Annotated in this window: 18 protein-coding genes; 7 read left to right on the top strand and 11 right to left on the bottom strand. The window is 73.1% G+C overall.

The annotated features are described in order from the left end of the window. The first annotated feature begins 107 nt into the window (after window positions 1–107). Complete coding sequence (locus K4G59_RS06545; protein WP_231250169.1) at window positions 108–2,153, top strand: flagellar biosynthesis protein FlhA; 2,046 nt, start codon at window positions 108–110, stop codon at window positions 2,151–2,153. Window positions 2,154–2,321: 168 nt separating this feature from the next. On the opposite strand, the gene K4G59_RS06540 is transcribed toward K4G59_RS06545, so the two are convergent. The 9 genes from K4G59_RS06540 to K4G59_RS06505 all read right to left on the bottom strand — a co-directional run bounded on the left by K4G59_RS06540 (window position 2,322) and on the right by K4G59_RS06505 (window position 14,615). Next, window positions 2,322–4,034, bottom strand: coding sequence for a sensor histidine kinase (locus tag K4G59_RS06540; RefSeq protein WP_231250168.1), 1,713 nt, complete (start codon window positions 4,032–4,034; stop codon window positions 2,322–2,324). Window positions 4,035–4,238: 204 nt separating this feature from the next. Then, entirely contained in the window at window positions 4,239–4,844 is a 606-nt protein-coding gene (locus K4G59_RS06535) for an ACT domain-containing protein (RefSeq protein WP_231250167.1), read from the bottom strand. A 9-nt stretch (window positions 4,845–4,853) separates the two neighbouring features. Further along, a complete protein-coding gene (gene recD, locus K4G59_RS06530) occupies window positions 4,854–6,632 on the bottom strand; it encodes an exodeoxyribonuclease V subunit alpha (RefSeq protein WP_231250166.1) in 1,779 nt (592 codons plus the stop codon). Next, window positions 6,629–9,973 (bottom strand): UvrD-helicase domain-containing protein, encoded by a 3,345-nt coding sequence (locus K4G59_RS06525; RefSeq protein ID WP_231250165.1) that lies wholly within the window; start codon window positions 9,971–9,973, stop codon window positions 6,629–6,631. The genes recD and K4G59_RS06525 overlap by 4 nt, the downstream gene beginning before the upstream one ends. After that, a complete protein-coding gene (gene recC / locus K4G59_RS06520) occupies window positions 9,970–13,314 on the bottom strand; it encodes an exodeoxyribonuclease V subunit gamma (protein WP_231250164.1) in 3,345 nt (1,114 codons plus the stop codon). The genes K4G59_RS06525 and recC overlap by 4 nt, the downstream gene beginning before the upstream one ends. Window positions 13,315–13,350: 36 nt before the next feature. Beyond that, complete coding sequence (locus K4G59_RS19915; protein WP_269209785.1) at window positions 13,351–13,485, bottom strand: hypothetical protein; 135 nt, start codon at window positions 13,483–13,485, stop codon at window positions 13,351–13,353. A 43-nt stretch (window positions 13,486–13,528) separates the two neighbouring features. Further along, window positions 13,529–14,026 (bottom strand): CinA family protein, encoded by a 498-nt coding sequence (locus K4G59_RS06515; protein WP_231250163.1) that lies wholly within the window; start codon window positions 14,024–14,026, stop codon window positions 13,529–13,531. Between the two features lie 116 nt (window positions 14,027–14,142). Then, entirely contained in the window at window positions 14,143–14,316 is a 174-nt protein-coding gene (locus K4G59_RS06510; protein ID WP_231250162.1) for a CsbD family protein, read from the bottom strand. 107 nt (window positions 14,317–14,423) lie between these two features. Further along, entirely contained in the window at window positions 14,424–14,615 is a 192-nt protein-coding gene (locus K4G59_RS06505) for a hypothetical protein (protein ID WP_231250161.1), read from the bottom strand. Window positions 14,616–14,717: 102 nt separating this feature from the next. Between K4G59_RS06505 and K4G59_RS06500 the strand changes: the two genes are divergently transcribed. Further along, complete coding sequence (locus K4G59_RS06500) at window positions 14,718–15,584, top strand: DICT sensory domain-containing protein (RefSeq protein ID WP_231250160.1); 867 nt, start codon at window positions 14,718–14,720, stop codon at window positions 15,582–15,584. A gap of 10 nt (window positions 15,585–15,594) precedes the next feature. Here the strand turns inward: K4G59_RS06500 and K4G59_RS06495 are convergent, their stop codons facing one another. Then, the gene (locus tag K4G59_RS06495; protein WP_231250159.1) at window positions 15,595–15,873 is read right to left on the bottom strand and encodes a DUF7218 family protein; all 279 of its coding nucleotides are present in this window, start codon (window positions 15,871–15,873) and stop codon (window positions 15,595–15,597) included. Window positions 15,874–15,949: 76 nt separating this feature from the next. Then, the gene (locus tag K4G59_RS06490; RefSeq protein ID WP_231250158.1) at window positions 15,950–16,387 is read right to left on the bottom strand and encodes an SRPBCC family protein; all 438 of its coding nucleotides are present in this window, start codon (window positions 16,385–16,387) and stop codon (window positions 15,950–15,952) included. A gap of 72 nt (window positions 16,388–16,459) precedes the next feature. Here K4G59_RS06490 and K4G59_RS06485 point away from each other — a divergent pair, with 72 nt between their 5' ends. The 5 genes from K4G59_RS06485 (at window position 16,460) to K4G59_RS06465 (ending at window position 21,824) form a co-directional block, all read left to right on the top strand. Beyond that, window positions 16,460–17,065 (top strand): Dps family protein, encoded by a 606-nt coding sequence (locus tag K4G59_RS06485; RefSeq protein WP_231250157.1) that lies wholly within the window; start codon window positions 16,460–16,462, stop codon window positions 17,063–17,065. 270 nt (window positions 17,066–17,335) lie between these two features. Then, window positions 17,336–18,406 carry a sugar ABC transporter substrate-binding protein gene (locus K4G59_RS06480; protein ID WP_231250156.1) on the top strand — a complete coding sequence of 357 codons (1,071 nt, stop codon included), beginning with the start codon at window positions 17,336–17,338 and terminating at the stop codon, window positions 18,404–18,406. 106 nt (window positions 18,407–18,512) lie between these two features. After that, on the top strand, window positions 18,513–19,289 hold the full coding sequence (locus K4G59_RS06475; protein WP_231250155.1) for an ATP-binding cassette domain-containing protein: 777 nt from the start codon (window positions 18,513–18,515) through the stop codon (window positions 19,287–19,289). Window positions 19,290–19,316: 27 nt separating this feature from the next. Further along, window positions 19,317–20,582, top strand: a complete 1,266-nt coding sequence (locus K4G59_RS06470) for a sugar ABC transporter permease (protein ID WP_231250154.1) — start codon at window positions 19,317–19,319, stop codon at window positions 20,580–20,582. A 9-nt stretch (window positions 20,583–20,591) separates the two neighbouring features. After that, a complete protein-coding gene (locus K4G59_RS06465) occupies window positions 20,592–21,824 on the top strand; it encodes an ROK family protein (protein WP_231250153.1) in 1,233 nt (410 codons plus the stop codon). Window positions 21,825–21,836: the final 12 nt, after the last annotated feature.

Raw genomic sequence — 21,836 nt, 5'->3', positions numbered from 1 at the left:
CCTCAGGAGTGCCTGACGACGGCCGATGGGAGCCGTGACGCCAGGACGGCGTCACCGGTGCCACGGACGGCGCGCCCGCGCTCCGCGCCGTCCCCGAAAGGCACTCCGTGGTTCCCCAGCGTCTGCTCCAGCTCGGCGTGCCGGCCGGCATGGTGCTCATCATCACGATGCTCGTCGTGCCGCTGCCGGCGGTCGTGCTCGACATGCTCATCGCGCTCAACATCACCACGGCGCTGCTGGTGCTGCTGGTGGCGATGTTCGTGCACCGCCCGCTCGACTTCGCCGCCTTCCCCGCCGTGGTGCTGGTCCTCACCCTCTTCCGTCTGGCGCTCAACGTCAGCGCCACGCGCCTGGTGCTGCTCGACGGCTACGCCGGCAAGGTCATCGACACCTTCGGGCACTTCGTGGTCGGAGGCTCGCTGATCGTCGGGCTGATCGTCTTCGCGATCCTGCTGGTCATCCAGTTCCTCGTCATCACCAAGGGCGCGGAGCGGGTGGCCGAGGTGGGCGCGCGCTTCACCCTCGACGCCATGCCCGGCAAGCAGATGGCCATCGACGCCGACCTCAACTCCGGCCTCATCGACGAGGACGAGGCCCGCCGCCGACGTCACGAGGTGCACGCGGAGGCCGACTTCTACGGCTCGATGGACGGTGCGTCGAAGTTCGTCAAGGGCGACGCGATCGCCGCCATCATCATCACCCTGGTCAACCTGCTCGGAGGTTTCGCGGTCGGGATGGCCCAGAAGGGGATGGCGTTCGGCGATGCCATCACGACCTACAGCCTGCTGTCGGTCGGCGACGGCCTGGTCTCCCAGATCCCGGCCCTGCTGCTCTCGACCGCCACCGGACTCATCGTCACCCGCAACACCGGCGACTCCGACATGGGCTCGGACATCCTTCGCCAGCTCACCAACAACAAGGTGCCGCTCCAGATCGCCGGCTTCGGGGCGCTGGCGATCTGCCTGGTCCCCGGGCTGCCCAAGCTGCCGTTCATGGTCGCGGGCGGCATCATGCTGCTCGCCTCCACACGCGTACGTCCACCGGTCGCCGCGGAGACGCACCTGGCCGTGGAGCAGGTCCACAGCTCCGCGCCCGACACGCCCGAGCTGCTGGCCGCCGAGATCCAGGTCGACCCGCTCGGCCTGGAGCTGTCGCCCGACATCATCGACCTCGTCGACGCCGCGAGCGGGGGCGACCTGCTCGACCGGGTGAAGGCGCTGCGCCGCAAGATCGCCGGCGAGCTCGGGATCATCGTGCCGCCCGTCCGCACCCGCGACAGCATCGACCTGCCGTCCAGCACCTACGCGATCCGGCTCTTCGGGATCGAGGTCGCGCGAGGGGAGGCGCCGCGCGGGACCGTCCTGGCCATCGGCGACCACCTCGACGCGCTGCCGGGCCAGCGCACACGCGAGCCGGTCTTCGGGCTCGACGCCTCCTGGATCCCGGCCGAGCTGCGGGTCCAGGCCGAGCTCAACGGTGCGACCGTCGTCGACCGCGCCTCGGTGATCACCACCCACCTCGCCGAGGTCGTCGGTCAGCACGCAGCCCGGTTGCTGGGCCGCGAGGACGTCAAGACCCTGACCGAGCTCGTGCGCACCGGCCACCCGGTCGTGGTCGAGGAGCTCACGCCCGCCCAGCTCAGCCTGGGCGAGGTGCAGCGGGTGCTGCAGGGCCTGCTCGCCGAGGGGGTCGCGGTGCGCGACCTGGTCCGGATCTTCGAGGCACTCTCGCTGAAGGCGCAGGTGACCAAGGACCCCGACGTCCTGGTGGAGGCCGCGCGCGCCGCCCTCGGGCCCGCGATCGTCGCGCCGCACCTGGCCGAGGGCGCCGTCCACGTCATCAGCTTCGAGCCGGGCCTGGAGCAGCGCATGCTCGAGGCGGTGCGACCCGGCGACCTCGGCGCGGTCGTGGCCCTCGACCCCCTGGTCGGCCAGAGCGTGCTCGGCGAGCTGTCCGACCTCCGGACCGCCGCCGAGGAGCGCGGGCTGCGGCCGGTCGTGGTCTGCGCACCCCAGCTGCGTGCCGCCGTACGCCGCATGGTCGCGCCGGCCCTGACGAGCACCCCGGTGCTGTCCTACACCGAGCTCGTCGGCGCCGCCCAGGTCCGCTCGGTCGGTACGGTCACCGGCGACCGGATGGCGGTGACCGCATGATCGCCCCGCAGCAGGTCGCTCCCGCCTGCTGGTCGGCCGGACGACGCTGCGGAGACCACCGGTGAAGCCGGTCTCGGGTGCGGTGCTCCTGGTCGCCGCCGTCCTGACCGCCCCCGCGCTGGCCGGCGCTGCCACCGGGGCCCTGCCCCTCGACGTCGCGCTCTCGCGCTACCTCCTGGCGCTCGGGCTGTCCTGGGTGCTCCTCACGCTCGCCTCGGAGTGGCTCTGGGCCGAGTCCGTGACCACGGAGGACCGCCCGGACCCCTCGACCGGGCCCACCGCGGCGGCTGCCTCCCCCGGATCGTCCGCGGTGGCCCAGGTCGAGGCCGGCGCGGAGACGACCTGAGCCTCCAGCGGGACCCGCCACTGCACTCGGGTTCCGTGCGGGTCGACCGACCGCACGACGAGGTCGCCGCCCAGGCTCGTCGCCCTCGACGCGATGTTGCGCAGACCGCTGCGGGCCACGTCCCCACCCGGGATACCACTGCCGTCGTCGCTCACCTGCAAGGTGAACCAGCCGGAGTCCACCCCCAGGTCCACCTCGCAGCGACCCGCGCCTGCGTGGCGGGCACAGTTGGACAGCAGCTCGCGCAGCACCACCGTGGCCTGGTCGCCGACGTGGGCGTCGACCAGGGAGTCCACCGGACCCCAGGAGCGCACCACCGGAACGAAGCCCAGCACCGGCTCGTACTCCCGGGCCATCGCCAGGGCGTTGCTCCGCAGCGAGGACGAGCGGCCCCGCTCGAGCTCGAAGATGGTGCCCCGGATGTCGCGGATCGACTCGCCGATCTCGCGGATCGCGTCGCTGACGTGCCGGTCGCCGACGCCCGCGCCGGGCTCCGCGCGCGAGCCGACCCGCAGGTTGAGCGCAGTGGCGTAGAGCCTCTGGATCACGACGTCGTGCAGGTCCTGCGCGATGCGGTCGCGTTCGGCGGCCAGCACGCCGTGCTGGCGCTCCTGCTGGAGCACGACGTGGTCGAGGACCAGCGATCCGTGCCGGACGAAGGTCGTCAGGAGCTCGTCGTCGGCGGCGGTGGGTCGAGGACGACGTGGCTCGAAGACCAGCAGCACGACACCCGCGAGAGCCTGCTCGCACCGCAGCGGCAACCCCCACACGTCGGCGTCCGCCACCTGGGCGGTGAAGTCCTGCCCGTCCTCCTGCGCCACGCGCACCAGGTCCGCCACGGCGGCGATCGTGCGGGTCAGCACCTCGTCGACCGTTCCGGCGGAGGCGGCCACGTCCGTGCCCTGGTGGTTCGCGCTGACCACCACGCACGACCGGGCGCCGACGATCCGGAGGGCGCCCTCGGCGATGCGGGTCATCGGCTCGGTCAGCCCGAAGGGCGGGTGCACGGACTGGTCGACCGCTGCGGCGAGCTCCAGCGACGCGCGCCGGCGCTCGCTCAGGGTGTAGCTCAGCGCGTTGCGGGCCGCGACCCCTGCCACCCGTCCCAGCGCGGCGACGCTCTCCACGGACACGTCGGTGAAGCGGCCACCCGGGGGGTCGAGCAGCAGGATGTCGGCGAAGAGCCGGCCCTCCACGACCACCGGCACCCGCAGCACCTCGCGACCCGTCGCGGGATCCTCCAGCCGCACCAGGTCCTGTTCGACCCGCTGCCCCGGCCCGCCCCGCAGCCCCGCGGTGCCCAGCCCGGCCCGCAGCGCCGCAGCGTCGGCGACGGTGATGCCGTGCACCAGGAGAGGATCCCCGGTGGACCGGTCCCCGGCTCCGTCGTCGGCGCGGGCGAGGACGACTGCTCCGGCCTCGGTGCGCTCGGCACCAATCCGCATGGCGCGGGTCAGCACCGAGTCGACGTCGAGCACCGACACCACCTCGAGCAGGTCCGGGCGCCTCGTGGCCGGGTCACCTGAGAAGACCATGCTCCATTGAATCAGCCGCCCCCCGGCGCCGAGCGGGCACTTCCTCGCGGTGGACGAGGCCGAGCGGGCAGTTCCTCGCGGTGCACGAGGCCGAGCGGGCAGCTCCTCGCGCACCGCACCGCGATTCAGCGCGAGGAAGTGCCCGGTCGGCGCGATCCAGCGCGAGGAAGTGCCCGCTCAGCGCGATTCAGGGCGAGGAAGTGCTCAGGCGCGGCTGATCGTCATCGCCAGCCCGAGCAGGTGCTCGAGCCGGGCGAGCTCGGAGTCGAGGAACTCCGGCCCCCCGCGCCGACCCATGGCGATGAGGTCGTCGCCGAAGGGCGCAGCGCACTCGACGTAGGTGTCGTCGCCGGGCAGGCGGGTGGGGGAGGTGAGGTGGCCGATGTCGAACTCGCTCGGCGCGGCGTCGGTCGCGTGCACCACCGCGAGACCTCCGTCGCCGCGGCGCACGCGCGCGGCCCAGTCGACGCGGAACGTGATCGGCAGCAGGTCGACCACCCGGTCCCGCGCCGAGGAGGGGTCCTCGGTGAGGGCCTCGACGACCTCGAGGTCGAGGAAGAGGTTGCCGCCCGCGGCATAGCGGTTGATCCAGAGCACGCTGACCCCGTCAAGCACGCTGCACGCCGACACGATCGAGTCGGGCATCGTGCCGGGCGGGATCTCGAGCACGACGTCGTCGACCGCGTAGCCGTCGCGCTTCTCGACGATCTCGATCGCCTCGATGTCACCACCCGCCTCGCCGATCGCGCTCGCGACGCGGCCCAGCGACCCCGGGACGTCGGGGAGCTCGACACGGATGAGGTAGGGCATGGCCCGAGGCTATCGGGCCGACATGTCGGCCAGGTTTCCGTCGTCCGACAGCCGGGCGCGCAGCCCACTCGCGCGCAGGGCCTGCCGAGCGATGGCGGCGCGGACCGCCGACTCCGAGCCGATGACGCGCACGCGTCGCTGCGCGCGGGTGACCGCGGTGTAGAACAGCTCGCGCGTCAGCAGCCGCGACTCCTCGTCGGGCAGCAGCACCGTCACCTCGTCGGCCTGGCTGCCCTGCGACTTGTGGATCGTCATCGCGTGCATCGTCTCCACGTCGCCGAGCCGTGAGGGGGCCAGCTCGAGGAACCCGACACCCGTCGCGATGGCCGCGCGCGGCCCCGACGGGCCGGCCACGACCACGCCGGTGTCGCCGTTGTAGACGCCGAGCGTGTAGTCGTTGGAGGAGACCAGGAGCGGTCGCCCGAGATAGGCGGAGTCCTGCACGGGCTCGCCGGTCTCGGCGGTGAACCACTGCTCGACACGCCTGTTCCAGTGGCGTACGCCGAACGGGCCGTCGCGGTGCGCGCACAGCAGCCGGTGCCGCTCGAGCGCCTCGAGTGCCCGCCGGGCGTCGCCGGCCGCTGCGGCGTCGTGCACGGCGAGCGCGTGGGGCAGCACGGAGGAGCGGATCGTACGGGCCGGGTCGCCGTCGCGCACCCACTCGACCGCCTCGCCACCGGCGCGCAGGGCCGCGACCGCCCGGTCGGCGTCGCCGAGGCGCAGCGCCTCGGCGAGCTCGCCGATCTCGGCGCCGTAGCGGTGCGCGGTGCGCAGGGCCGCGACCGGGCTGTCGGGACGGTGCTCGTAGCCCCGCACGAGGTCGGTCAGGACGGCGCCGGCGTCGACCGAGCTGAGCTGGTCGGGGTCGCCGACCAGCACCAGACGAGCCTCCGGCCGGACCGCCTCGAGCAGGCGCGCCATCATCGTCAGCGACACCATCGACGCCTCGTCGACCACGACGAGGTCGTGGGGCAGGCGGTTGCCGCGGTGGTGGCGGAAGCGGGTGCTGTTGCCGGGGTGCTGGCGCAGCAGGCGGTGCAGCGTCATCGCCGTCACGTCGGCGAGCCGGCCCTGGTCGGCCGGCCCGAAGCGGGCGGCGGACGCCCGCACCGACTGCTCGAGCCGCGCCGCGGCCTTGCCGGTCGGCGCTGCCAGTGCGATGCGCAGGCGCTCGCCCCGGGCCTCGGCCTGCTCGACGAGGACGGCCAGCAGGCCGGCGACCGCCGTCGTCTTGCCGGTGCCGGGGCCGCCGGTGACCACGGTCGTGGCCTGCGTGGCAGCCCGCCGGCAGGCCTCGCGCTGCTCGTCGGACTCCGCCGCGGGGAAGACCCGCACCAGCGACTGCTCCAGCAACCCGGTGTCGACGGCGTGCGCGACCCGCCCCCGCTCGCGCAGGTCGCCGAGCACCTGGGTCTCCTGCTCGTGGTAGCGGTCGAGGTAGACCAGTCCGTGGTCCAGGCGCACCACCCCGGCCGCCAGCAGCGGGCTCACCGAGACGGCCGCGGACCATCGCTCCGGCGTCGGCCACGGCAGCCCGAGGTCCGCGAGGGAGGCCGGCACGGCCGCCAGGTCGAGGCAGACCGAGCCGTGGCGCACGGCCCGCACGGCGAGCGCCACCGCCAGCAGGACGGACTCGTCCGGCTCGCCGGCGAGCCGCCCGAGCGTCGAGGCGACGTGGACGTCCGCCGACGTCAGCACCCCGGCGATGTTGAAGGTGTGCAGCAGCCCGTGGGCCGCGAGCGCCAGGTCGCGGTCGTGCGCGTCGACCGGCTCGAAGACCTCGCTCATGCCCCCACCACCCCGTCGAGCAGGTCGGAGAGCTCCTCCACGAGCGCCACGGGCGGGCGCCACGAGAAGACGCCGCACGGCATGCCGTCGACCACCGGGGTCTCGGGTCCGCACATGCCGCGGAGGTAGAGGTAGAGCACGCCGCCGAGGTGGGTCGCGGGGTCGTAGTCGGGCAGTCGCCAGCGCAGGAACCGGTGGAGCACCACCGTGTAGAGCAGCGCCTGGAGCGGGTAGTCGGAGTGCGCCATCGCCTCGTCGAGCACCTCGGGGCGGTAGTCGTGGGCCGTGAGCGGCTGGTCCGTCGGGCCGAGCCAGTTGGTCTTGTAGTCGACGGTGAGGTAGCGCTGGGCGCCGTCGACGTCGACGCGCAGCACCACGTCGATCGAGCCGGTGAGGTAGCCGCGCAGCGGCTGGGACGCGAGCTCGTGGTCACCGTCGAGTGCGTCGGCGTAGACCCGGACCGCGTCACCCTCGGGCAGGTGCCGGCGCAGCAGGGGCGCGAGGTCGCCCAGGCGTACGTCGGCGGGCGTGGCCACCGTGTCGCCACCGGCCAGCGGGACCTCGAAGTCGAGCTCGCGCAGCCGGTCGGGCAGGCCCAGGGAGAGCAGGGTCCGGTCGGCTGCGAGCGGTCCGAGCGGGCTCGAGCACACCGCGACGAGCGCGTCGGCGAGCTCGACCGGGTCGACGTCGACCGGCCACCAGACCAGCTGCTCGCGCACGTGTGCGAGCAGCTCGGCGTGGACGTCGTCGGCGCCCGGGTCGGCGTGCTCGAGCACCGCGTGGACCAGGGAGCCGAAGGTGGCGCCGACCGGCAGGGTCGCCATCGGCGACGGCACCGCTGCGGCCGCGAGATCGCCCTCGGCCGCCCCGTCCAGCTCCTCGGGCGAGACCTCCGCGTCGGCGCTCGCCTCCAGCTCAGGCTCCATCTGGGGCTCCATCTCGGGCTCCGACAGCGCGGCGGCGTGGGCGGCGCTCGTCGCGGAGAGCGAGGAGTAGGACGTACGGCGCCAGGAGGTGTCGACCTCGCGGCTGAAGGAGCGGACGGCCAGGCGCTCGGTCGAGCCCTCGATCGGCGTCGGGTCGGGCGGGGTGAGCGTGGCGAGCTCGACGCTCGGCCCGCCCGCCTGCTCCCAGGCCGACAGGATCGACATGAGGCGGTCCTCGTCCACCAGTGCCTGGCTGTCGGGCACCGGCGCCATCCCCGGCCGGCGTCCGAAGAGCATCCGGTGCAGGGGGGAGTCGGGGGTGTTGCGGTCGGCGGCGGCGTACCACGCGACGACCTGCGACTGGGCGCGCGTCATCGCGACGTAGAGCAGGCGAAGCGACTCGCCCGCGTCCTCGCGCCAGTGGCGGCGCACGGCGTCACGGTGGAACGCGCTCGCTCCGCCGACGTCGCGGCACCGGCGGCCGGTGTCGTCGTGGAAGAGCGGCACGGCCGGGTCGCGACCGGTGAAGCGGTTCCACAGGGTGGGGAGGTAGACGACGGGCCACTGCAACCCCTTGCTGCCGTGGATCGTGACCAGCTGGACCGCGGCGGCGTCGGAGTCGAGGCGGCGGGTGCGCTCCGAGGCGACCTCGAGCTTGTCGTCGGCGACCTGCTCGCGCAGCCAGGCGAGCAGGCCGACCAGCCCGAGGCGCTGCTCGGTGGACACCCGCAGCAGGGACTCGCCGATGTGGCGCAGGTCGGTCAGCGTGCGCTCGCCGCCCACGCGCCCGAGGACCCGGGCGGTCAGCCCCTCGACCGCGGCCACCTCCACCACGGCGGCGACCCCTCGCCGGGTGAAGACGTCGGCCAGGGTGCGGACGCGTGCTGCGAGGTGGTCGGTCAGTCGGTCGCCGCCGGCGTCGAGCGAGACCGCGTCGTGGCCGAAGAACGACGTGAGCGCAGCGGCGCGCACCCGGTCGGCGCGGTGGGGCTGCTCCATCGCCTCGAGCAGCGTGAGCCACTCACCGGCGGCAGGCGTGTGGAAGACCGACCCGCCGGCATTGACCACCGACGGCACGCCGATGTCGGCGAGGGCCGCCTGGACCGCCTCGAGCTCGTTGCGCCGGGCCGCCAGCACGGCGATGTCGCCGGGCCTGAGGTCCCGCCCCTCGAAGCGTGCACCGGCGTCGATGAGTCGCTTGATGTCGTGGGCGGTGTCGGTGACGACGTGGTCGCGCCACAGCGCCACCGGCGGCCTGGACCGCGGCCCCTTGCCGAGCTCGGCACGACGGACCACCCGAAGTCGGAAGGGAGCACCCGCTCCCTCGAGGCGTGAGTGGGCGAGGTGGGCCTCGACGGGATGGACGACGATGCGCTCGTCACCGAGCTGGGCGCCCTGGAGGACCGCGTGGACGGCGTCGAGCAGCGGGCGGTCGGAGCGCCAGTTGACGCCGAGGGTCTGGGTCGTGGTCGCGGTGTCGGCGGCCTGGAGGTAGGTCACGACGTCGCCGCCGCGGAAGGCGTAGATCGCCTGCTTGGGGTCGCCGATCAGCACCATCGTGGTGGTCTCGGAGAAGGCACGCCGGAAGACCTGCCACTGCACCGGGTCGGTGTCCTGGAACTCGTCGATCAGCACGAACTTCCAGCGGTGCTGCATCCGGCGCCGCGCCGCCGCGTGCGTGTCCTCGAGGGCGTCGGCCAGCTGGCTCAGCAGGTCGTCGTAGCTCAGCACGCCGAGGCGGCGCTTGCGGTGGTGCACCTCCTCCAGCACGTCGCACGCGAAGCGGACCCGCATCGCTGCCGAGGAGTCGGGTGACGCGGTGAGCACGGCGGCCGGCTCGACGACGGCTCGTGGGTCGCCGATGACGTGCCGCGCGAGCTCCAGCGCGTCGGCGCGGCTCCACGGAGGGCGTGCCTGGGAGCCGAAGCGGGCGAGGTAGAGGTCGTCGACCACCTCGGTGGTGAGCTGCTCGAGGTCCTCCACCAGCGTGGCCGAGGCGTCGGTGTCCCCGGCCACGCCGAGGCTGCGGAGCACGAGCTGGCAGAACTGGTGGATGGTGGCGATGGTGGCCGCGTCGAAGGACACCAGCGCCTGCGTCAGGCGGTCGTGGCGGGCCGCCCGCGCGGTCGAGTCGGCGTCGAGCAGCCACGTGTGCAGCCGGTTGGCCGGGTCGGGCGCGCGCGTGGCGGTGAGCAGCTGCACGGCCTCGTCGAGCTGGCGGCGTACGCGCTCGCGCAGCTCCTGGCTGGCGGCGCGGGTGAAGGTGACCACCAGCATCTCGTCGAGGCGTACGTCGCCGGACGCGACGTGCTTGGCCACGAGCGCGGCGATGGTCCACGTCTTGCCCGTGCCCGCGCTGGCCTCGAGCAGCGTGGTGCCGGGGCGGAGGTCCGCGGCGATGTCGAAGGTCTTCACAGGCCCCTCACCTGCTCGTGGCCGCCGTCGATGAGCGGTGCCCACAGGGACCAGGCGTAGTGGCCGAGCCGGTGCGGTCCGTCCTCGCCCGTGCGTGGCGCGGTGGTGAGGAGGGAGTAGTCGGCGTGGTGGCCGAAGGCGCGGACGTGCCAGGCGTCGGCGTCCTCCTTGGGGAAGCCGGCGTCGTTGAAGCGCGGCGTCTCCCACTCCGCGCGCGCCCGGGCGTCGGGGTCGCCGTCGCTGCCCGCGAGCACCCGGCGGTGCTCCTCGGCCCACGCCAGCGAGGTCTTCACCGGTAGCGGGAGCGGCTCGCGCTGGCCGGCGTCGTAGAGGGAGACGAGGCCGCGCAGCCACTCCTGTGCCTCGTGCTGGGCGAGTGGGCCGATGAGCTGCACCTGGCCGCCGGAGCGGTGCTTGCCGATGGTGTGGACGGTCCAGTTCTCGTCGGGAGCCCCGGCCGCGAGGGCCAGGGCGTCGATCCACGCGGCCAGGCGGTGCTTGGCGGCGAGGTTGGAGAAGGACACCGACACCACGTTGTTGCCCCACACGTCGCCCACCGTGCCGGAGAGCCGGCGCCCGGCGCCCAGGTCGACGTCGACGTCGAGGGTGCGCTGCGGTCCGCGCCGCAGCTCGAGTGCCTTCATCACCAGGGGGCGGACCACCTCGATGATGTCGTCGAGGACGCCCTCCCCGAGCGGGCCGGGTGGGAGCTGGCCGGTGACCTTGAGCGCCTTGCCCACGGCGAGGGCGTCGGCGCCGCCGAGCACCTCGGAGGCCAGGTGGTCGCCGACCGCCCACTTCTCCAGCGCGTCGAGCGTGATCGGGATGGCGTCCTTGACGACGTCGGCGTCATAGGGGCGCGCGATCCGCAACCGGCGGAAGAACCCGCGGACGGGGTGGGCGAAGAAGTCGTGGAGGTCGGCCAGCGAGACGTCCTCGGACGCGCCCGCGGGCGGGAGCGCGTGCGGCACCAGCACCCCCACGGGGCGGCGCTCGTCGCGAGCCGCGCTCGCACCGGCGAGCGCGAAGCGGTCGAAGGTGAAGGGCCCGCCCCCGCGCAGCGCACCGGCGACGAAGTTGTCCTCGTCGAAGGGCTGGAGCGGGTGCTGGGTCAGCACGTGCTCACGCACCGGCGACGCGGCGGTGCGGTCGAGGGCGTCGAGGAGCTCGCCGAGCGGCACGGCGGGCGGTCGCTCGGCGCCGGTGTGCTCGCCGCGGCCGGTGTAGGTGATGACGAGCTTGTCGGTGGCCGCGACGATCGCGTCGAGGAAGAGCTGGCGGTCCTCGGCGCGCAGGTCGCGCTCGCCGGTGCGGGGGCGGCGCGCCAGCACGTCGTCGCCGTCGACGGTCGACACCCGGGGGAAGACGCCGTCGTCGAGCCCGACCAGGCACACCACCCGGTGCGGCACCGAGCGCATCGGGACCATCGTGCAGACGGTGAGCGTGCCGGTGCGGAAGTTGGCGCGCGTCGGGCGCCCGCGCAGCCGCTGCCGGAGCAGGGCTCGTACGTCGGCCTGCCGCAGCCGGGTGCCGGTCCCCTCCGCGCCCGCCGCGATGCGTGCGACCTCGCGGTCGAACTGCGCGACCTGCCACACCTCGGACAGCGGCGTCGAGGTCAGGTGGTGCACCGCCTCACCCAGTGCCGTGGTCCAGTCGGTGACGGTCGTGGCCTGCTCGGCGCGGGTGACGAAGGTGTGGAGGCGCTCGACGAGCTCGGCGAAGCGGCCGACCAGGTCGAGGTCGCCGTCGCTCACGTCGTCGACCGGGACGGTGCCCGCGACCTGGCGGTGGTCGAGCCCGGACATCGCCGCGCCCAGCAGCACCCGGCGCAGCCCGGTGACCCACGTGTTGGCGTCGAGGCCGGCCAGGCCGAAGGTGCCGCGGTGATCGGCGTCGTAGCCCCAGCGGATGCCGCTGACGTCGACCCAGTGCGCGATGCGCTCGAGCTCCTCGTCGCCGAGGCCGAAGCGGGCGCGCACGGGGTCGGCGCCCGCGACGTCGAGCACCTGGCTGGCCGTCATCCGGCCGCGGACCAGCTCGACCAGCTGCGCCGCGAGCGCCAGGAGCGGGTTGGTGGCCGCCAGCGAGCGGTCGGCCAGGCGTACGCGGAGCCGGTGACCCGGGTGCCCGGCGCCCTCCCCGGCGACGTCGGCCATGCCGAAGGACGCGGAGATCAGGGGAGCGTAGGTCTCGATGTCGGGGACCATCACCAGGATGTCGCGGGGCTCGAGCGTCGGGTCGTCCTCGAGCAGCCCCACCAGCACCTCGCGGAGTACGTCGACCTGGCGCGCCGCACCGTGGCAGGCGTGCACCTGCACCGAGTCGTCGGTGCCGGTGCGGCCGGCCCGTTCGTCGGGACCGGGAGCGCTGTTGACGCGCAGGTCGTGCTGGAGCCACCCCAGCAACGTCGGTGGCGACGCCGGTGCGGTCCCGACCGACGTGGTCGGCAGGTCGCCGAGCGTGCGACGCAGCTCCCGCGCGTCACGACCGAGCGAGCCGAGGAGGGGGTGGCCGACGAGCGTGGCCGAGTCGTCGGCGGCGCGGGGCACCTGTCCCTCGCGTGCGGTCGGGGCGAGCGACTCCCACAGCGCCGTCGAGGCCTGTGGGAGCCACAGGTGGACCTCGCGGAGCGCGCCGAGCGCCCTCAGCAGGCCGACTTCCGTCTCCGGCATGCGGGTGTGGCCGAAGAGCGAGAGCCGCGGCGGCAGGTCGAGGTCGTCGCCTCCGCGGCGCAGCCGGGCCACGGTCTCGGCGTGGCGTACGTCGGGGGGCGGGTCACCGACCGCGTCGAGCAGCCGGCGCCAGAGCTCGGCCTGCCAGGCGAGGTCGGCGTCGAGCTCGCCGCCGGCGCCGTCCGAGCGCCCGCCCGCGCGCCAGTCGGCCAGGAGTGCCGGCCGCTGGACGGCGTAGGAGGAGAACAGCCCGGCCAGCCGCCGCGCCACGGCGTAGCGCCGTGCCGAGCGATCGTCGTCGGGGTCCCCTGCGCCGAGGTGGGCGGTGAGGTCCTCGAAGCCGGTCGTGCCCATCACGTCGTCGATGACCGACAGCAGCGGCCAGGCGAGCCGGTCGGGACTCCACGGGTCCTCGACGTCCCGGTCCAGGAGCAGCGACACCAGGGAGTGGGGCGTCACGAAGTCGACGCCTGCGCAGACGCCGTCGCCTCCCCGGGGGCCGGTGCCGAGGCGGTGGGACAGGCGCTGGGTGAGCCAGCGCTCGACGCCTCGCGCGGGCACCACCACGACTTCGCGGGCGAACGGGTCGGGCAGGGGTGTGACCAGCAGGTCGGCGAGGCCGTCGGCGAGGGCGTCGGTGCGCTCGGCCGTGTGCAGGTGCAGGGTCACGGGCGCCACCCTATGAGCGGCGACCGACAGCCGGTGTCAGCGCGCGAGGAAGTAGACCAGCAGCATCAGCGCGAGTGCGACCAGGATGCCGATCACGGCGCCGGTGACCATCACGGAGCGACCGCTCTGCTCCGTGGGGTCGACCTTGTCGGGTTCATGACGGGGGTCCATGACCCGTCGGTACCCGCGTCACGCCCTCCCATGCGGCCAGTCGTCAGTCGTCGGGGGCCGCGCCGAGCGCCCTCGCCAGCTCGACCAGCGCCAAGGTGGTCGCGGAGGCGAGGACCTCGTCCGGCTCCCCCTCGAGGTGCACCTCCTGCGACCGCGTCCCGCGTCGGTCCGCGATCGCGAGGTGAACCGTCCCGGGTGGACGTCCCTCCTGGCTGCCCGGCCCGCCGACCCCGGTCATCCCGAGCCCGACGTCGGCGCCCAGCAGGCGGCGTACGCCCTCGGCCATCTGGCGTGCGCAGCCGTCGGTCACGACCGGGCCGGGGTCCACGCCGAGAACCGCGTGCTTGACCTCGCTCGCGTAGGCCACGACCGCGCCGCGGTACCACGAGGAGGCCTCGCTGCCGCGGCCGAGCGTCGCCGAGAGCCGGCCGGCCGTCAGCGACTCCGCGACGGCCACGCCCACGCCGTCGGCCCGGGCCCGGTCGGCGATGCGCTCCACCCACTGCTGGTCGTCCGCCTCGCCGGCGCCGGTCGCGTCCATGCCGCAGTCGTACCCGCAGGGCCATCCGGACATGCGACCGCCGGCGGCCACACGGGGGTAGGTAGCCGCCGGCGGGGCCGGGGGGCGTCGCCTCGGGCGACGCGTGGTGCGGGCGGTCAGCCCTTGAAGACGTCCTTGACCTTCTCGCCGGCCTGCTTGAGGTTCGCGCCGGCCTGGTCGCCCTTGCCCTCGGCCTCGAGCTGCTCGTCGCCGGTCGCCTTGCCGGTGTGCTCCTTGCCCTGGCCCTTGAGCTCCTCGGCCTTGTTGCCGATCTTGTCGTCGAGTCCCATGGTGGTTCCTCCTACGTGTCGGGTGTGCGTCGGTGCTGACCGGGTGGTCACCATCGAACCTGCCACGCGGACGGGCGACCGAGGACACCCGTGCGGGTGGGTGCCGGTCAGGAGCCGATGTGGCGCGGGGGAGTGCTGGGTGCGGTGCGAGCCGGCACGACGCCGAGCTGCGGGCGCGGCGACGGCGGGGTCTGGTGCTCGATCTCGTCGGCGCGCGACGCGTCCAAGCGCCAGATGCCGAAGCAGCCGACGATGGCCACGATGATCGCCACCGTCCCGATCAGGATCACTGTGCCCATGGGATTCTCCTGGTGTCTCGTGTGGGGTGTCATCTGGATGGTGCGAAAACTTCTACAGTCCTGTATAGGTTATTTCCACACGTTGTACAAGGGTTGGACGAGATGAATCGTGGAGGCGTCATGGACACCGGAGCAGCCGGCGGCTTGAGCATCGGCGTCCTGGCCGACCGGACCGGGCTGACCCCGGCAGTGCTGCGGACCTGGGAGAACCGGTTCGGCTTCCCCGCCGGCGAGCGCTCGCCCACCGGCCACCGCCGCTTCTCCGAGGCCGACGTCGAGCTCGTGCGCCAGGTGCTCGAGGTGCGCGAGTCCGGGGTGGGGCTCCAGGTCGCCATCGACGCCGTACGCCGACGCCACGAGCGGGGTGCCGTCGACTCGGTCCACGCCGTGCTGTCGCGCGAGTTCCCGCACCTCGTCGTCCACCGGCTCGGGCGACGGGCGCTGCTGGCCGCGTCGCACGCGGTCGAGGACGAGGCACTCGCCCGCGCTGACCGCCCTCTCGTGCTCGGCACCTTCCAGGAGGGTCACAAGTTCGCCCGCTCCCGGCACCGCTGGGACGAGCTGGCGCGTACGGCGTCGTGGGCCGCCGTCGTGGCCGAGTTCGACGAGGCCCACCCTGCCGACCCCTCGGCGCACCCGGCCCGGTGCCAGCTGCCCGAGCGGTCGCCCCTGCGGCGGGAGTGGACGGTGGTCACCGTCAGCGCCTCGCGCGCGGCCGTCGTCTCGGCGTGGGAGGTGCCGGGCGCCCCGGGAGGCACGCCCGTCTACGAGTCCGTCATCAGCACCCACCGGCCTGCCGCACTGGCGGCGGCGCGCGTGCTCGTCGACGTGGCGCGGGCGTCCGGGGCGACACCGCCCGCCTCGGCGACGGCGGTGCTCGACGAGCCGTCACACGGTCCGGCGACCGCAGCGGTGGACGCTGACCGGATGTGGCTGCGCGCGCTCGCCCGGCTCGACCCGCCCGGGTGAGCTCCGTGCGTCAGCGGTGACGCAGGGCGTCGATCAGCTCGTCCTTGGTCATCGACGAGCGACCATCGATGTCGAGCTCCGCCGCGCGCTCGCGCAGCTCCTCGACGGTGCGGTCCTCGTAGTCGGCCGCCTCGCCGCCGCGCTCCCCGACCTCCGAGCGGCCCTGGGCGGCTGAGGCGTTCGCGATGCGCGCTGCCTTCTCCTTGCTCGCGCCGTCGTCACGCAGCGCCTCGTACACCTCGGCGTCCTTCACGGACGGCCCCGGGTCCCGTTTCTTCTTCTCGGCCATCGCTCCACCGTGCCACCCCTCGATGCTCTGATCCTCACCCGTCGGGAGGTGGGCGCCGCCACGCGACCGAGGTCGCTCAGCCGGCTTGACGGTCGAGGCAGGTGCGGAGCTGGTCCACCGTCTTCGAGGCCAGCAGCGGGAGGTAGGCCCGCACGAGCGGCGAGGCCAGCCGCGAGAGGCCGGAGAAGGACATCTGCGCCGTGTAGACGACCCGCGCGCCGCCGGTCGTCGGGGTGATCTCGAAGATGTCGGCACCTTCGAAGGACTCGTTGGTGCCGCGCAGGTGCACCCGGGTCGGCACCACGACCTCGGCGGCGGTGTAGGTGATCTCGACGGTGCGGCCGAAGAAGGACGAGATGTTGCGGTAGGTCGTGCCGACCCCGCCGTCGCCGCTGGTGCGCTCGCACGTGCGGGTGCCCGGGTCCCACTCCTCGGCCGTGCGGAAGTCGGCGAGGTAGGCGTGCGCCGCCTCGGGAGAGGCAGTCGTCGCGAAGGTGCGGGTGATGGAGGGCACGGGCCCACCGTAGCCAGCGGCCACCTCCCTCCGGCTGGTGTCGGCCTTGGTCGGGCCTCCTAGCGTGGAGCCATGGCGAAGAAGACGACTCGATCCGCGACCACCTCGGTGTCCAGCGACGCCGACGCCCCCCTCACCGTCCCCGGACTGGACGCCGCGACCGGCCATCGGGTGGCCGACGCGCTGCAGATGCGGGTGCACGCGCTCAACGACCTGGCGCTCACCCTCAAGCACGCCCACTGGAACGTCGTGGGCCCGCACTTCATCGGCGTGCACGAGATGCTCGACCCGCAGATCGACGGCGTGCGCGACATGATCGACGTCCTCGCCGAGCGGATGTCGACCCTCGGCGTCCCGCCGAACGGCCTGCCCGGCGCCCTGGTGGCCGCGCGCACCTGGGACGACTACGACCTCACGCGAGCCGACACCGCGGCCCACCTCGCCGCGCTCGACCTCGTCTACACCGGCGTGATCGAGGACCACCGCGCCGCGATCGAGGCGGTGGGCGACGACCCCGTGACCGAGGACATCGTGATCGGCCAGACGGCCGACCTGGAGCAGTTCCAGTGGTTCGTGCGCGCTCACCTCCAGGGCGTCTCCGGCGAGCTGGCCACCTCCGGCACCTCGGGCGAGGTCGAGGCCGCCGAGAAGGTGTCGAGGCGCTCCCGCAAGCGTTGACCTGCGCGGCGCGCAGACGCGTCGACACATCCGTCACTGAAGGGGCGGCTGGACCAGTGGTCCAGTCGCCCCTACGCCTGTCCGGGGGTCGACGACCCCCACTTCGGTAACGAACCGCTAACGGCGCGGCTCCCCTCTGGACGTGACGACCATCACTACATATGTTGTTCCGCACAACATATGTACGACGGCCCAGTGCTCCACAGACGGTCGCCGTGCGATCCAGATCGCTAGGAGGCGGTTCGTGTGAAGCGGAAGCACAGTTTGGTCTTGGTCCCCCTGCTCGGTGTCTCGATGGCGCTCACCGCCTGTGGCGGCGACGACAGCGGCGACGGTGGCAGTGGGAGCGACGGCAGCGGCGGTGAGGCGCAGGGCAAGATCGGCGTCATCCTCCCCGACACCGAGTCCTCGGTCCGCTGGGAGAGCGCGGACCGCCCGGCCCTGGAGGCCGCCTTCGAGGAGGCCGGTGTCGACTACGACATCCAGAACGCCGAGGGCGACGCCAACAAGATGACCCAGATCGCCGACTCGATGATCGGCAACGGGGTCACCGTCCTCGCGATCGTCAACCTCGACTCCGAGTCCGGCGCGGCGATCCAGGAGAAGGCCGCCTCGCAGGGCGTGGCCACCATCGACTACGACCGCCTCACCCTCGGTGGCTCGGCGGAGTACTACGTCTCCTTCGACAACACCAAGGTCGGCGAGCTGCAGGGCCAGGGCCTCGCGGACTGCCTCGGTGACAAGGAGGCGAACATCGTCTACCTCAACGGCTCGCCCACCGACAACAACGCGACCCTGTTCGCCGAGGGCGCCCACAGCGTGCTCGACGAGATGAGCAACTACACCGTCGTCGGCGAGCAGGCTGTGCCCGACTGGGACAACGAGCAGGCTGCCACGATCTTCCAGCAGCTCTACACGGCGGCCGACGGCAAGGTCGACGGCGTGCTCGCTGCGAACGACGGTCTCGGCGGCGCCGCGATCAACATCCTCGAGGGCGCCGGCCAGGCCGGCAAGGTCCCGGTCACCGGCCAGGACGCCACCGTCGAGGGCCTGCAGAACGTGCTGGCCGGCACCCAGTGCATGACGGTCTACAAGTCCGCCACGCAGGAGGCCGGTGCGCTGGCCGACGTCGCCATCGCGCTCGCCAACGGCGAGGAGGCCGAGGTCACCGGCAGCACGGTCGACTCCTCGGACGACAGCGAGGTCCCCTCGATCCTGCTGACCCCGCAGTCCATCACCAAGGACAACGTGGGCGACGTGATCGACGACGGCGGCCAGAAGGCCGAGGACGTCTGCGCGGGCAAGTTCGCCAAGCTGTGCCAGAAGGCCGGCATCTCCTGACCTCCTGAGGCCCGGACACACCACGGACGACGCCCGGGCCGCTCCCGGCCCGGGCGTCGTTCTGTCCACCCGCACAACAAATTCTTCTCGATCGGAAGTGAATCCCATGGTTGAGCCGTTGCTCGAGCTGCGCGGAGTCAACAAGAGCTTCGGCGTGGTGCACGTCCTGCACGACGTGGACTTCGCTGTCTACCCGGGGCAGGTCACCGCACTCGTCGGTGACAACGGCGCCGGCAAGTCGACGCTGGTCAAGATCATCGCCGGCATCTACGGCCGCGACAGCGGCGACTACCTCTTCGACGGCAAGCCCGTGGAGGTCCACGGTCCACGCGACGTCGCCGCGCTCGGTGTCGAGATCGTCTACCAGGACCTCGCGCTGTGCGACAACCTCGACATCGTCGAGAACATGTTCCTCGGGCGCGAGGAGACCAGCCGTTTCGGCCTGGACGAGGTCAGCATGGAGACGCGCGCCCGCGAGACCCTGACCTCGCTCTCGGTGCGGACCGTGAAGTCCGTGCGCCAGAGCGTCGCCAGCCTGTCGGGTGGTCAGCGCCAGACGGTGGCGATCGCCAAGGCCGTGCTGTGGAACTCCAAGGTCGTCCTCCTCGACGAGCCCACCGCCGCGCTCGGCGTGGCCCAGACCCGCCAGGTGCTCGACCTCGTACGTCGTCTCGCCGACCACGGCCTCGGCGTGGTCCTGATCTCCCACAACATGGGCGACGTCTTCGAGGTCGCCGACCGCATCACCGCCCTCTACCTCGGCCAGGTGGCCGCGGACGTGCCTGCGAAGGACGTCACGCACAGCCAGGTCGTCGAGCTCATCACGGCCGGACGCTCCGGGGACCTCGGCATCGCCGAGGACTCCGCGGACGCAGCCGTCTGACCCGCCCGCGAAGGACCGGAGACACTCATGACCGACGTCACCACCTCGACCCCGTCCGCGGGCTTCGACAACGACAACCGCCAGGCCGCGACGCTCGGCGACGCCTTCCACGACTACCTCAACCGCATCCGCGGCGGCGACATGGGCTCGCTGCCGGCCATCTTCGGCCTCGTGGTGCTGTTCGTGGTCTTCAGCTCGCTGCACGACCGGTTCCTCACGACCTACAACATGGCCAACCTGGTCATCCAGGCCGCCTCGATCATCGTGCTCGCGATGGGCATCGTCTTCGTGCTGCTGCTCGGCGAGATCGACCTGTCCGCCGGTGTCGCCGGCGGCGCCTCGGCGACCGTGATCGCCCTGATGCTGATCGACTACGACTGGCCGTGGTGGCTGGCCACGCTGGCCGGCATCGCGGTCGGGGCGGTGATCGGCCTCGCCATCGGCTCGCTCGTCTCCGTCCTCGGGATCCCGTCCTTCGTCGTCACGCTCGCGTTCTTCCTCGGCCTGCAGGCGATCCCGCTGAAGCTGATCGGCGCCGGCGGGTCGCTGCGGTTCAACGACCCGGTGCTGCGCGGCCTGTCGATCAAGAACGTGCCGGTCTCCGCCGGGTGGATCGCGGCGTTGGTGATCGTCGTCGGCTTCGCCGCCCTGTCGCTCTACCGCTACCGCTCGCTCTCCGCCAAGGGCCTGGTGCACCAGCCCCTGGGGCTCGTCGCGCTGCGGATCGCCGTCGTGGCCGCGGTCGTGCTCGGCATCACCGCGCTGCTGAGCGCCAACCGTGCGCCCAACCCGAACCTGTTCACGATCAGCGGCATCCCCTGGGTGCTCCCCGTGGTGATCGCCCTGCTGTTCTTCTGGACCTTCGTCCTGACCAAGTCGCGCTTCGGGCGCCACCTGTACGCCGTCGGCGGCAACGCCGAGGCCGCGCGGCGCGCCGGCATCAACGTGACGCGGGTCCGGATCTCGGCGTTCGTCATCTGCTCGAGCATGGCGGCCATCGCCGGTCTGCTGTCCGCGTCGTACACGGGCAAGGTGTCCCCCGGAGCCGGTGGCGGCAACGACCTGCTCTACGCCGTCGGCGCCGCAGTCATCGGTGGCACCAGCCTCTTCGGCGGTCGGGGCCGCGCGATGGACGCCGTCATCGGCGGGCTGGTGATCGCGACGATCCCCAACGGCCTGGGCCTGCTCAACCAGGCGAGCTACATCAACTTCATCGTCACCGGTGGCGTGCTGCTGCTCGCCGCGAGCGTGGACGCGATCTCGCGCCGTCGACGCTCCTCGGCGGGCGTCTAGGTCACGGTCGTGGGCGCTCAGCAGCGGCGCTCCGGGCTCGGCACCAACCAGGAGGCCGTCCGGCGCCACAACCTCGGGACGCTGCTGCGCCACGTCCACGGCACCGGACAGATGTCCCGTGCCGAGCTGACGAGCCTGATGGGGCTGAACAGGAGCACCATCGCCGGGCTGGTCGCCGAGCTCGAGTCCCTGGGCATCTCCGAGCGGGCGACCCCCGCGGGAGGTGCCCGGCAGGGCGCCGGGCGTCCCTCGGCCGGGGTGGCGATCGCCGCCGACGGCCCGTGCGTCATCGCCGTGGACCTCGGGGTCGACCGGGCCGTCGTGGCCCGCGTCGGCCTCGGGGGCCGGGTGCTCCAGCGGGCGCAGGCGCCGGTGCCCGTCGGGGGCGAGGCCTGGCAGGTCGGCGCCTCGGTGGCCGCACTCATCCGAGAGGTCGTCGAGGACGCCCCCGCCGCCTCGCCACTGGTGGGCATCGGGATCAGCGTGCCCGGCATGGTGCGACGCAGCGACGGCCTGATCCGGCTGGCGCCCAACCTCGAGTGGCACGACGTGTCGTTCGGGGGCATCGTCCTGGCCGCGCTGGGCCTCGACGTCCCCGTCTCGCTCGCCAACGACGCCGACCTCGGCGCGCTCGCCGAGCACACCCGCGGTGTCGGGGTCGGCGTCGACGACCTGATCTACGTCTCCGGCCAGGTCGGCGTGGGCGCCGGCGTGATCATGGGCGGTCACCGCCTCGAGGGCGCAGGCGGCTACGCAGGCGAGGTGGGCCACCTCCGCTTCGACCCCGGCGGTCGGCCCTGCCACTGCGGCAACCGCGGCTGCTGGGAGACCGAGGTCGGCGCCCACGCCATCGCCGAGGCCATCCACTGCCCGCCGGACAAGGTCGCCCAGCTCGACGAGGTGCTCGACGGGTTCGACTCCCCGTCACCGGAGCTGTGCCGCACCGGCACCGCCATCGGCCACGGCCTGGCCAGCATCGTCAACATGTTCAACCCGCGCCTGGTGGTCCTCGGCGGCTACTTCCGCTCGCTGCACCAGCTCGTCGGACCCGACATCCAGGCCGGACTGAGCGACCGCGCCCTCCCCGCCCCGCTGGAGTCCGTCCGGCTCACCCTGCCCGGCCTGGGCTCGGACTCGGCGCTGCTCGGGGCGGCCGAGATCGCCCTCGAGCCGCTCTTCGTCGATCCGGTGGCCGCCCTGGGAGCCGCTCTGGTCGACGTACGCGCCCGCCTCGCCGGCTGACCGGCCGCAGGC

This window comes from Nocardioides furvisabuli (genome assembly GCF_021083185.1).
GTDB lineage: Bacteria > Actinomycetota > Actinomycetes > Propionibacteriales > Nocardioidaceae > Nocardioides > Nocardioides furvisabuli.
The sequence above is the reverse complement of the archived record's forward strand: the minus strand, read 5'-3'. Positions and strand labels throughout refer to the sequence as shown.